Source organism: Streptomyces sp. NPDC001816, from assembly GCF_042892235.1.
GTDB lineage: Bacteria > Actinomycetota > Actinomycetes > Streptomycetales > Streptomycetaceae > Streptomyces.
Genome location: NZ_JBIATY010000003.1, coordinates 721,166 through 732,952, shown reverse-complemented (window position 1 = coordinate 732,952; position 11,787 = coordinate 721,166). Strand labels below are relative to the sequence as shown.

The following is an 11,787-nucleotide window of genomic DNA, read 5'->3' as shown; positions in this document are numbered from 1 at the left end:
TCGCACCGGAACCTACCTTCGTCAACACGGGCGGCCCCGCCGACCGTTGCCCCTCGTGTCCTCCCAGCGTGAGGCGGGTGTCTTGCCATGGACATCTCCTTTCTCGGCGGTCCCGGCCCCCAGCGCGGTGTCGGGGTGGTGGCCCCGTTCGACTTCGCCCTCGACCGCGAGCTGTGGCGCTGGGTGCCCGACGAGGTGTCGCTGCATCTGACCCGGACCCCGTTCGTGCCGGTCGAGGTGAGCCTGGACCTGGCCCGGCTGGTCAGCGAGCACCAGACCCTCGGCGAGGCGGTGCGCGCGCTGATCGCCGTCTCCCCCGAGGTCGTCGCCTACGCCTGCACCTCCGGCAGCTTCGTCGGCGGTGTCGCGGGCGAGCGGGCGATGTGCGCGGCGATGAGCGTGGCCGGCGGCGCCCTGCCCGCCGTCACCACCTCGGGCGCCCTGCTGGAGGCCCTGGCGGAGCTGCGGGTCCGCCGGGTCGCCCTCGTCACCCCGTACACGGTGTCCGTCACCCGGGCCCTTCAGGAGTACGTCGCCGAAGCCGGCGTACGGGTGACCGGCTGCGCCTTCATGGGGCTGACCCGGCACATCTGGCAGGTGCCGTACCGGGACGTGGTCGCCATGGCCCGCGCCGCGGTCCGCCCCGGCGCCGCCGACGCGCTGTTCATCTCCTGCACCAACCTTCCGACGTACGACGTCATCCCGCAGCTCGAGGCCGAGCTGCGCATCCCCGTGCTTTCGGCCAACCAGGTCACGATGTGGGCGGCGCTGCGCCGGCTGGGTACCCGAGCCGTGGGGCCCTATCAGGCGCTGCTGGACGAGGCCGCGCGGCAATGGCCCGTACTGCCGGAAGAAACGCAGGAACACCAAGAAGGGCCGTCATGACAGCACTCGGACTCCTCTACCCGGGCCACTCCGGCGAGGACGACTATCCGCGCATCGAGCAGCTCCTGGGCAGCGACATCCGGGTGGATCTGGTCCACACCGACATCGGCGTGGACGCGCACCGGGTGGACGCGCTGCGCGCGATGGGCTCGGCGGAGCGGCTCGCCGCCGGCGTGGCGGAGCTGCGGCTGACCGGCGCCGAGACGGTGGTGTGGGCGTGCACCAGCGGCAGCTTCGTGTACGGCTGGGAGGGCGCCCAGGAGCAGGTGCGGGCGCTGGCCCGGCTGGCCGGGATGCCGGCCTCCTCGACGTCCTTCGCCTTCGTGCACGCGGCCCGGGAGCTGGGGGTACGACGGGTCGCCGTGGGCGCGACCTACCCGGAGGAGGTGACCGCGCTGTTCGCGGACTTCCTGCGGGCCGGGGGGCTGGAGGTGGTCTCGGTGCGGTCGTCCGGGATCGTCACGGCGGCGGAGGTCGGGACGTGGGGGCAGGAGGAGGTGCTGACGCTGGCGCGGGCGGCGGACGCGGACGCCTCCGGCGCGGAGGCGGTGTTGCTGCCGGACACGGCGTTGCACACGGCCGCGCATCTGCTGTTGCTGGAGAAGACGCTGTCCAAGCCGGTGCTCACGGCCAACCAGGTGTCGGTGTGGGAGGGGCTGAGGCTGGCCGATCGGCGGGTGAACGCTCCTCGTCTGGGGGCGTTGTTCACCAGGGAGCCGATCGTGCAGGTCTGAGCGGCCGGGCACTGGGGCTCCGCCCCAGACCCCGCCAGGGGCTCCGCCCCTGGACCCCGTTTCCCACCCGCCCACCCGTCTCGGTCGGTCGAGAGCTTGCCCCACCATCCGACTCGGTCGGCTGAGAAGGAATAAGCGGAGACACCCTCCTGTTATCGCCGAACGACAGCTCACGGCCGCAAAGCAGGAGGCTCACACCGTGTCGGCAGACGAGATCCGGGGCACGACGCACGGGACCGCCCCCGTCCCCCTCTCCGTACTGGACCTGGTGACCGTCGGCGCGGGCAGTACCGCCACCGACGCGCTGCGCACCAGCGTGGAGCTGTCCCGGTTCGCCGAGTCGCGCGGTTTCCACCGGTACTGGGTGGCCGAGCACCACTCCATGCCCGGCGTCGCCTCCTCCTCGCCCGCCGTGATCCTCGCCCACCTCGCCGCCCACACCGACCGCATCCGGCTCGGCTCGGGCGGCGTCATGCTGCCCAACCACGCGCCCCTGGTGATCGCCGAGCAGTTCGGCACGCTGGAGGCGATGGCGCCGGGGCGGATCGACCTGGGGCTCGGCCGGGCGCCCGGCACGGACGGGGCCACCGCCGCCGCGCTCCGCCGCACGGACACGCCGGGCGAGGGTGCCGACGACTTCCCGCAGCAGCTGGCCGAACTCACCCGCTTCCTGGACGACGACTTCCCCGACGGGCATCCCTACCGGCGCATCCACGCGATCCCGGGCCCGGTGCAGGGCAGCAGCCCCGGCGGTGTCCAGTCCGCGCACCGGCCGCCGATCTGGCTGCTCGGCTCCTCGGGCTTCAGCGCCCGCCTGGCCGGTCTCCTCGGGCTGCCCTTCGCCTTCGCGCACCACTTCTCCGCGCAGAACACCATCCCGGCCCTCGACCTGTACCGGCAGACCTTCCGGCCCTCCGAGGTGCTGGCCGAGCCGTACGCCCTCATCGGCGTCTCCGCCCTCGCCATGGACGACGAGCGGGAGGCCGGCCGACAGGTGCGGGCGGCCGCGCTGAACATGCTCCGGCTGCGCACCGGCCGCCCGGGCCTGTTCCCCGACCCGGCCGACGCCGAGAAGTACGAGTTCGGCCCGATGGAGGAGGACTTCGTCGCCTCCTGGACCGGCAACATCGTGCACGGCACGGCGGACGAGGTCCGCTCGGGCCTCGACGACCTGCACAAGCGCACCGGCGCCGACGAGTTGATGCTCACCTCGCACGCCCACCGCGGCGAGCTGCGGCTGCGCTCCTACGAACTGATCGCCGACGCCTACGGCTTGCCCACCGCGTAGGCCGCCTGGTCGCCCAGCAGCTCGGAGATACGATCCGGCGGCACCGGACGGGAGTACAGCCAGCCCTGCCCGGTGTCGCAGCCGATCCGGCGCAGCCGCGTGGCCTGCGCCGAGGTCTCCACGCACTCCGCGGTGACGGTCAGGCCGAGGCGGTGGGCCAGCTGGATCATCGCCTCCACGATCACCTCGTCGGCCGGGTTGGGCGGCACGGCCACCGTGCTCTTGTCGCCCTCGTACTGGAAGCCGCGCACGAAGGAGCCGTCCAGCTTCAGCACCGACACCGGCAGCCGGCTCAGGTAGGCCAGGTTCGAGTAGCCGGTGCCGAAGTCGTCGATGGCGATACGCACGCCCATGTCGCTGAGGGCCTGCAGGGCCTGGAGCGGGCGGCCCGAGGACCCCATCACGGCCGACTCGGTCAGCTCCAGCTGGAGCAGGTGCGGGGCGAGCCCGGTCTCGGCGAGGGTCCGGGCCACGTCCGCCACCAGATCGGAGTCCCACACCTGGCGTACGGCCACGTTCACGCTGACGAAGATGGGCGGCTCGTCGGGGTGGTCCAGCTGCCAGCGGCGGGCCTGCCGGCAGGCGGTCGCCAGTGCCCAGCGGCCCAGCTGCACGATCGAGCCGTCCTCCTCCGCCAATCCGATGAACCGATTCGGCGCCAGTACGCCGAACTGAGGATGATTCCAGCGGACCAACGCCTCGACCCCGCTCAGCCGGCCGTCCTCCATGCCCACCAACGGCTGGTACTCGAGGGCGAACTCACCGCGCTCGATGGCGGGGCGCAGGGTGGAGGAGAGGGCCTGGCGGGTGACCAGGTGCGCGTTGCGCTCGGGGTCGAACAGGGTCCAGCGGGCCTTGCCGTCCGCCTTCGCCCAGTGCAGCGTCGTGTCGGCCGCCTGCATCAGACCCGTGGCGGTCGTACCGGCCGCGTGCCGTTCCACGACCCCGATGGACGCGGTCAGCGACAGCCGCTGTCCGGCCAGGTCGAAGGGTGCCTCCAGGGCCTTCAGTGCGGACTCGGCGAGGTCGGCGAGCTGCTCGGTGCCGGTGGAGTCCTCGACCAGCAGGGCGAATTCGTCGCCGCCGAGCCGGGCCACCAGGGGGGTGCCGGCGCGGGCGTACCCGGTCTCCTCGGCGACCCGGGTCAGCCGCTCGGCCACGGCCGAGAGCAGCCGGTCGCCGACGCGGTGGCCGAGGGTGTCGTTGACGGCCTTGAAGCCGTCCAGGTCCAGGTAGCACAGGCCGATCCGGCCGGTGCCGCTCTGCTCGTACGACTCCGCCTCCAGCGCGGCCGTCAGGCGCTCGAAGAACAGGGTGCGGTTGGGCAGCCGGGTCACCGGGTCGTGCATCTGCAAGTGCCGCAGCCGGGCCTGGAGTTCGCGGCGGGCGCCGATGTCGGCGACCGACACGAGGACGCCTGGCTCGCCACCGGTCAGCGGGGCGACGGTGACCTGCACCCACACCGAGTGCCCCTCGGGATGTTTCAGCCGGCGGGTGCAGCGCAGCCGGGCCTGCCGGCCGCGCAGGACCTCGCGGTAGGCGTGCCAGGTGCGGGCGTCCGCGGCCAGGTCCACCAGATCGGCGGCGACCCGTCCGGTCAGTCCGTCCGGGTCGGCGCCGAGCAGGCCGCCGAGCGCGGGGTTGGCGCTGGCGACGAGACCTTCGCGGTCGACGACGGCCATGGCGAGCGGCGCCGCCGCGAAGACACGGCGATAGGTGTTGTGGTCACTGTCTGTGACGGCTGACCGGTCGAGGTCTGCCGCGGGCGTCGGCCCTTCGGACGTTCCGCTCACCGCTCGCTCCCGCAGTGCACTCGATCTCTGTCCGTGCCGGAAAGTGTGCCGATCATAGAGGCTGGTCCTCAGGCCTTCCAGCCACTCTCCAGTGTCCCGGACAGACCACAGGTTCTGACAGATCGTTTCTGCCCGCACCTGGACGGGTTCTACAGGCCCCCGACCAGTTGTGACGTTCCGTGAGTGTTTCGGGGTGTCGGCCGTCGATGCACTCCGGCGCCCAAATGGGCGCACTCACCCTTCTGGTTCAGGCGAACAGGACGTACAGCAACAAATTCCCACAATCTGGATTCGGTGTCCCGCGAACCGCGTCCGGAGGTCCTTTCGTGCCCAAGCTGCGCAGCACCGCCGCCGTGTTCACCACGATGTCGGCGCTCGCCGCGACCTCGATCCTCACCGGCCCGTCGGTCGCCGAACCCTTCTCGACGGTCCCCTGCGCCCTGCACCGCAGCGAGGCCCACCACTCGGAGGGCGTGGACAGCTGGAACCCCGAATACCCCCGCCCGACCGGCGCGCTCGACGCCGTCATGATCTTCCTATCCTTCCCGGACGCCACCCCCCGCACCACCCCCGCCGAGCTGACCGCCGACCACTTCCCGGCCACCAGCCGCTTCTTCGAACAGGCCTCGTACGGCCGGTTCGCGCTGCGCCCGCACCCGCTCGACCACTGGCTGCGCATGCCGCAGCCGTCGACCTCGTACGCCATGAAGCGCGACTGGAGCGCCGATGACCGCGCCGCCTATCTGCGCGACGCGTTCGCCGCGGCCGACCGGGAGGTCGACTTCTCCCGTTACGACGTCGTCTACTTCGTCGCCGACCCGAACGCGCCCGGCGTCGACTCGGACGCGACGAAGGTCGTCAACCTCGACACCCCCACGCACGTGGACGGCACGGACGTGCGGCGAGTCGTCACGGTGTTCGAGAAGCATCCGCCGGACCGGCTGGTCCTCGCCCACGAGACCGGCCACGTCTTCGACCTCCCCGACCTCTATCACCGCCCGGTCGACGGCAAGGGCGACTGGGACACCTACGTCGGCGACTGGGACCTGATGGGCAGCCAGTTCGGGCTGTCCCCGGACCTGTTCGCCTGGCACAAGTGGAAGCTGGGCTGGCTGGATCCGCGCCAGGTGGTGTGCGTGCGGGGTGCCGGGCCGACCCGGCTGACCCTGGAGCCGCTGGCCGCGGGTCCCGGCATCCCGGTACAGGGCACGGCCGGTGCCCCGGCCTTCGGCCTCGGCCATGGCGCGAAACTGGCGGTGGTGCGCACCGGCGCGGACAGTGTCCTGGCCTTCGAGGCGCGTGGTCCGGCGGGCAACGACCGCGCGGGCTGCCGGCAGGGTGTCCTGGTCTACCGGGTGCGCGGCGGCACGGCGTCCGGCGGCGGTCCGGTCGAGGTGGTGGACGCCCACCCGCGCACCGAGGCGTGCTGGGAGAACTCGGTCTACCCACCCCTGGCCGACGCCCCGGTCTCCCTCGGGGAGAGCTTCACGGTGCCAGGGGAGGGCGTGAAGGTGGAGGTGGAGGGGCGGACGGCGTCCGGGGCGTGGACGGTGAAGATCACACCGGGGCTGGAAGGCTGATCCCGTCGTGTGCGGCGCTCGTGTATACGAAAACAGCGGGCCGGATTCTTTCGAACCGACGCGCTGTCGTCAGTGGGTGTGGGTGGCGGAGCCCCCACAACGCGCGGCGAAGCCGCGCAGAAAACAGAGATGGCGAGGAGGTTCGCGCTTTCTGCGAACACGCCTCGCCATCGTCATCGTGCGCCGCCAGGGACTCGAACCCCGGACCCGCTGATTAAGAGTCAGCTGCTCTAACCAACTGAGCTAGCGGCGCCTGCTGACGTCGTAGACCTTAGCATCCTGGTCGGCGGGAGGAAAAATCGATATCCGTACGGCCGCGCGGGCCGCCCGTACGGCCGCCCAGAGCAGGACCTCGGGGCCCGGAAGCCAGGGGTGACGGGTGTCCGGCGCGACCAGCCAGCGGGAGCCGCCGGAGGCGGGGGAGCTGTCGCCGGACAGGGCGGGGACGGTCACCGCGTCTCCCGTGCCGTGGCAGAGCAGCGGCGGTACCGCCTCCGTGCGGTGGGACCCCCACTCCTCCCAGCTCAGCAGCGAGGGCAGCCGGTGGGCCGTGCCCGGGGCGGTGAACAGCAGCATGCGGCCCCGGAACACCGCGACCGGGCCGGACCCCGGCCCCTCGTCCCATAAGCGGTCCAGCATCCGGCGCCCGAAGACCGCCGGGGCGCTCACCACGTCGAAGACGGCGCCGCACGGGAGGACCAGCGGGGCGTTCGGGCGTTCCCGCCACAGGGCGAGGGTGCTTCGCGGATACGTTCCTGCCGAGGCCAGCCACGCGGCTCCGTCGGCGGTGGCACAGGTGACATGCGGTGTGCAGCTCATGCCGATTACATGTACCGGCCGTGAGCACGCGGTTCTCCTGGGTTTCGGAAAACCGGGACAGGGGCGGGAGGGGAGGAGTATCTTGCCCGCCCGGCATATGCCAGCAGCGTGGGCTAGACCGGGTCGACGGGGCTGCGGCCCTCCGTGTCGGCGCCGCGCAGCAGGTCCCGCCCGAACTCCACCATCTTCTTCGCGTAGTCCTCGGTCCACTCCGCCCGCGCGGCGATGTCCGCCGGGGTCAGCCGGTCGAACCGGCCCGGGTCGGCGAGCTGGGCCGCCGCGACGGCCTGGAACTCCACGGCCCGGTCGGCCGCCGCCTGGAAGGCCAGGGCCAGCTCCGTCGCCCGCGCCAGCAGCGCGCCCGGATCCTCCATCGACTCCAGGTCGAAGAAGTGCTCGGGATCGGAGGCCGCCTCCGCGGGCTCGAAGATCAGGGGCGCGGGGCGTAGCCGCGGTTCATGCCGACGCGGCGTGGGCTCCGCCATGTCTCGTCTCCTCCTCGTACGGTTCGGTGGGCCCCGCCAACGGGCGGGCCACCCTCCATTGTCTCGCGCGAGCGCAAGGGGACCTCAGAGCCGCCGGAAGTCCCACGTGCACACCAAGAAACTCAAGGCCGCCAGCTCGGTCATGGCCGCCAGGCAACGCGGTGCTCGGCCAAGTGCGCCAGAACCGCGTGATTGGCCTCCCAGCCGTCGGGAAACTTCACCAGCGTTCCCAGCTGGACCGGTTCCGTGGACGGGTAGTCGTCCAGGAGGTCGCCGACTCCCGCGCGGCAGACCACGATGCAGGCGTGGCGGTGGCGGGAGGCCAGGACGCACAGGCGGCCGGTCTCCAGGTGGAAGGCGGTGGCGTCGGGGCGGCCGGAGAGGGGGTGGAGGACGACCGTGACGTCGTACTCGCGGCCCTGGAGACGGTTGGCCGTGTCGACGGTGACGTCCGTGACGCCCAGCTCCGCGAGCGCCGAGCGGACCGCCGCCGCCTGGTCGCGGTGGGCCGTGCCGACGGCGACGCGGTCGGGGGTGAGCGGGGAGGGGGCCGGGGAGCGTTCCGAGACGGCCGCGCCCGCACGGTCCAGCAGACGTCGTACGACTGTCGCCACCGCCCGGACCGCCTCCGGGTCCGTGCGCGGGGTGTGCCGGGCCGGCAGCTCCAGCAGGCCCCAGCCGGATTCCGCCGCCTCGTCGATCACCCGGTCCGGGCCCGAGCCGTCGGAAGGGACGGCGAAGGCGAGCCGGCGGTCGTCGGGGCCGGTGCCGCTGCGGAACCGGGTGTACGGGTAGAAGGCGTCCGAGACCAGCGGGGCCGCGGAGGCCGGGAGGCGCCAGGAGACCGGGAGCCGGTGCTGGGGCAGGCCCGGGTTGTGCGCCAGCAGGGTGGTGACCGCCGAGGCCGAGGGGTCGTACGACAGGCCCGCCCACTGCTCGCTGCCGACGATCGCGAACGGGTCCAGCTGGCCCGGGTCGCCCACGAACAGCGCCCGCTCGAACAGGCCGGCCACGGCCAGCAGGGAGTCCGAGCGCATCTGGTACGCCTCGTCGACGATCGCGTGCCGCCACGGCTCGTCCACCTTGACGTGCGCCCACTTCGCGGCCGTGGACAGGACGACCGGGAGGCCGGTCAGCTCGGCCGCCTTCGCCGACGTGCGGACCTGCGGCAGGTCGTCCAGCGCCTTGTCGTAGGGGTCCGTGTCGCTGCTGTGCAGCCGGCCGACCGGCAGCTCGGGGTTCTTCTCGGCGAGCCGCAGTACCAGGTCGTCCACCTGGGCGTTCGTCTGCGCGACCACCATCAACGGGCGCCCGGCCTCGGCGAGTTCCAGGGCCGCGCGGACCACCAGGGTGGACTTGCCGGCGCCGGGCGGGGAGTCGACGACCACACCCCGCTCGGTGCCCTGCAGGGTGTCGTGGAGGATCGCGTCGGTGGCGCGGGCGGCAGCGGCTCCGGGGTCGAAGTCGACCGTCGTCACAGGACATCCTCCTCGGTCACGGTGTCGGGGGCTTCCGGCACGGCCTCGCCCGGCGGGCCGCCGTGCGTCCACGGGGTCTCCTCCGGGTCGGGCAGCTTCGCGCCGCCGCGCTGCTCGTGCTCGAAGACGGTGAAGCAGAGCGTGTCGCCCTTCTCCGGCACCGAACCGGGCTCGGGCTCCTTGCCCCGGCCCATCTTGTCGACGATCCGCAGGACGAGGACGCCCTCGTCCGCGGAGCCCTCGTACCCGACGAACTCCGCCGCCTGCGGCTTGCCGCCCAGCGAGCGGTAGACCTTCGCGCGCTCCGCCAGATGCGGCCGGTCGTCCGTGCGGACCGTCACCAGCGGGCGCGGGCTCGGCCGCTTGCCCTCGCTGTACGCCATGACGACATCGGTCACCTCGCCCGCGAAGGCCTCCCCGGCCAGCCGTCGCCCGGCCATCACCAGCGGGTCGTCCAGCGCCTCCTGCGCCTCCAGCCGGGCCTGCTCACGCTCGCGCGTGGCCAGCTTGTTCGCCGCCGTCACCGCGTCGTCGCGGCGCGGCTGCGGGGGCTCGCCCGCCACGACCCGGTCCCGGTGGCCGGTGAACGACCAGCGGTCCCGGGTCCAGCGCTCCTCGACGTGTGCGCCCTCGGGCAGCGCCCGCAGCAGGTCCAGGCCCCGCCACACCGCGTCCCAGGTGGGCCGGGTGCGGCTCTCGACCAGGTCGCGGATCTCCCGCTCGGCCGCGGTGAGCGCGGCCAGCCGGTCGTCGGCCTCCAGGGCGTCCTCGGCGGCGGCCAGCGCGCCGCGCGCGCGGTCGTAGCGCTCGATGGCCGGGGCCAGGAGCTTGTTGTCGAACGCCGGGTCGGTGGCCGGGCCGGCCGGCGGGCACAACAGCTGGCCGCCGGCGTCGCGCGCGAGTTCGGCGCGGTGAGCCGCCTCGGCACCGGAGCCGCCCCCGGGAGGGTCGATCCAGGCGAGCAGCGCGCCGAGGTGCTGGTCCTCCAGGCTGGACTGGCCGGTCGCCCAGTGCCGGGACAGCACATCGGTCAGGGCCAGGAGCAGCGAGGAGCCGGGTACGCGGGCCCGCTCGCCGTAGTGGGTGAGCCAGCGGCCCAGCAGGGGGATGCGGGGCGGAGCGGGGTGAGGCGTCTCCGGGTCCTGCTCGGCGGTGCGGCGAAAGCGCATGGAGCGGCCGAGCAGCCGTACGAAGTCCAGGCCCGCGCGGCTCGGCACGATCAGCTGGGGCGCGTCCGTGCACAGCTCGACCTCGACCTTGACCCGCTTGCCGGTCTCCGGGTCGGTCTCGCCCCGCTCGGCCGCCTCGACGTCCTCGGCGTAGGAGTCGAGGTACGGCAGGACAACGTCGGCCAGCTCGGCGAGGAACGCGAACCGCAGGTCACGGTCGCGGGGCTGGGGTACGACCAGCAGCCGGGGCGCGTCCCGGTCGGTGCCGACCAGCGCGCCGAGCGGGGCGCCGGCCTCACCGGCGGTGGTGAGCGGCACGAAGACCAGGGGGCGCTCGGACAGGTGCCGGTGGCGGACGGTCGCGGCCGGCTGGGCGCGACCGGTGCTGACGGCCTCGAGCCGGGCCAGGGTGGCGATCAGGGACACGGGGCCACCGCCAAGCCTGCCGTGGCGAGCGCCTCCGCGCGCAGGGTCGCCGCCCGGCGCAGGGCGGCCACCGCCGGGTCGTCGGGGTCGCCGCTGTCACCGCGGGCTGCCGCCAGGACGTCCTCGACCGTGGTCAGGCCGCCCAGTTCGGCCCGCAGGGGGCGGCCGAGACGGGTCACGGCATCCGCCGCGCGGGAGCGTTCCCGGCAGTGGAAGGCCAGTTCGCAAGCCGACAGGCACTCGGGTGCGTATGTCGCCGGGACCGCCTCGACGGCCGCCGTCAGCTCCTCGGCCGGGCGGTCCGGTGCGAAGCACACGCCCTCGGGCAGGGCGTCGGCGATCTCCTCGACTCGGGTGAGCCGGGCCAGCTGGCGGGCGGTGACCGCGCGCTGCTTGCGCACGTCCACGGCGGAGGCGGTGGCCAGGTTGGAGAAGTCCTTGGGGCACACCAGCAGCACCCGGTGCCGTACCCGAGGGGCCGGGGCGCTCTCCCGGGTGGGCGTCTCGGCCGGCTCCGGCCCCAGCTCCGGCTCCGCGCCGAGACGGGCCGCGACCTCCTCCAGGGCCAGCACGTACACCGCCGCCTGCCGGGCGGCCGCGCCCACCTTCGCCGGGTCGGCAGAACCGTCCAGCATGGGGAAGGACTTGATCTCCACGACGGTCCAGCTGCCGTCCGGGTGCACGACCACCGCGTCCGGCTCCAGGAACGCGAGCGAGCCCGCCACGTCCAGCGCCAGCATCGGGTGGTCGAGCAGCGTCCAGCCGCCCGCCGCCACGGCCTCGCGCAGCGCCAGCGCCGTACGGGCCGTACGCCCCTCGGGGCCGTGCGCGGTCAGGTCGGGGACGGCCGCGGTGTCGGGCGGCTCGGCGCCCGGATCCAGCCGGGCGTGGACCAGCCGCAGCAGCTCCGCGCCGCCGTCCGCCTTCACCCGTGCCTCGAACGCGTTGCCCCGGGTCAGCGCGAACTGCGACTGCCCGAAGCCGGAGGGCGCGCCCAGCGCGCTCGCCAGCGCCGCCTTGTCCACTCCGGCGCCGTCCAGGATCGCCCGCCTGCGGCACCCGGGGTTCGCGGCGAGCGCCGCGAGGGCGCGCGCGTCCAGGGCCTTGGCCGGTACGTCGGGGCCGCGCAG

At 73.5% G+C, this 11,787-nt stretch carries 10 protein-coding genes and 1 tRNA gene; 4 read left to right on the top strand and 7 right to left on the bottom strand.

What is annotated here, in order from left to right; all coding sequences use genetic code 11:
- The first annotated feature begins 87 nt into the window (after positions 1 to 87).
- The 3 genes from ACFYZZ_RS14350 (at position 88) to ACFYZZ_RS14340 (ending at position 2,907) form a co-directional block, all read left to right on the top strand.
- Positions 88 to 885: a decarboxylase gene (locus ACFYZZ_RS14350; protein WP_389175259.1), complete on the top strand. Its 798-nt coding sequence runs from the start codon at positions 88 to 90 to the stop codon at positions 883 to 885.
- The gene (locus tag ACFYZZ_RS14345) at positions 882 to 1,619 is read left to right on the top strand and encodes a decarboxylase (RefSeq protein ID WP_389175256.1); all 738 of its coding nucleotides are present in this window, start codon (positions 882 to 884) and stop codon (positions 1,617 to 1,619) included. Before ACFYZZ_RS14350 ends, ACFYZZ_RS14345 begins: the two co-directional genes overlap by 4 nt.
- 199 nt (positions 1,620 to 1,818) lie before the next feature.
- Positions 1,819 to 2,907, top strand: a complete 1,089-nt coding sequence (locus tag ACFYZZ_RS14340) for an LLM class flavin-dependent oxidoreductase (RefSeq protein WP_389175253.1) — start codon at positions 1,819 to 1,821, stop codon at positions 2,905 to 2,907.
- Here ACFYZZ_RS14340 and ACFYZZ_RS14335 read toward each other — a convergent pair.
- Positions 2,886 to 4,700 carry a putative bifunctional diguanylate cyclase/phosphodiesterase gene (locus tag ACFYZZ_RS14335; protein WP_389175250.1) on the bottom strand — a complete coding sequence of 605 codons (1,815 nt, stop codon included), beginning with the start codon at positions 4,698 to 4,700 and terminating at the stop codon, positions 2,886 to 2,888. The two genes, ACFYZZ_RS14340 and ACFYZZ_RS14335, sit on opposite strands and share 22 nt — an antisense overlap.
- 365 nt (positions 4,701 to 5,065) lie before the next feature.
- Here ACFYZZ_RS14335 and ACFYZZ_RS14330 point away from each other — a divergent pair, with 365 nt between their 5' ends.
- On the top strand, positions 5,066 to 6,280 hold the full coding sequence (locus ACFYZZ_RS14330) for a M6 family metalloprotease domain-containing protein (RefSeq protein ID WP_389175763.1): 1,215 nt from the start codon (positions 5,066 to 5,068) through the stop codon (positions 6,278 to 6,280).
- Positions 6,281 to 6,459: 179 nt separating this feature from the next.
- Here ACFYZZ_RS14330 and ACFYZZ_RS14325 read toward each other — a convergent pair.
- From ACFYZZ_RS14325 to ACFYZZ_RS14300, 6 genes are all read right to left on the bottom strand, one after another.
- Positions 6,460 to 6,533 (bottom strand) — tRNA-Lys (locus tag ACFYZZ_RS14325).
- Complete coding sequence (locus ACFYZZ_RS14320; RefSeq protein WP_389175248.1) at positions 6,524 to 7,099, bottom strand: bifunctional DNA primase/polymerase; 576 nt, start codon at positions 7,097 to 7,099, stop codon at positions 6,524 to 6,526. The genes ACFYZZ_RS14325 and ACFYZZ_RS14320 overlap by 10 nt, the downstream gene beginning before the upstream one ends.
- Before the next feature lie 113 nt (positions 7,100 to 7,212).
- Positions 7,213 to 7,584, bottom strand: a complete 372-nt coding sequence (locus ACFYZZ_RS14315) for a hypothetical protein (protein WP_386580200.1) — start codon at positions 7,582 to 7,584, stop codon at positions 7,213 to 7,215.
- A gap of 140 nt (positions 7,585 to 7,724) precedes the next feature.
- Positions 7,725 to 9,062, bottom strand: a complete 1,338-nt coding sequence (locus ACFYZZ_RS14310; protein WP_389175245.1) for an AAA domain-containing protein — start codon at positions 9,060 to 9,062, stop codon at positions 7,725 to 7,727.
- Positions 9,059 to 10,657 carry a hypothetical protein gene (locus ACFYZZ_RS14305; protein ID WP_389175242.1) on the bottom strand — a complete coding sequence of 533 codons (1,599 nt, stop codon included), beginning with the start codon at positions 10,655 to 10,657 and terminating at the stop codon, positions 9,059 to 9,061. Before ACFYZZ_RS14305 ends, ACFYZZ_RS14310 begins: the two co-directional genes overlap by 4 nt.
- Positions 10,648 to 11,787: a hypothetical protein gene (locus ACFYZZ_RS14300; protein ID WP_389175761.1), complete on the bottom strand. Its 1,140-nt coding sequence runs from the start codon at positions 11,785 to 11,787 to the stop codon at positions 10,648 to 10,650. The genes ACFYZZ_RS14305 and ACFYZZ_RS14300 overlap by 10 nt, the downstream gene beginning before the upstream one ends.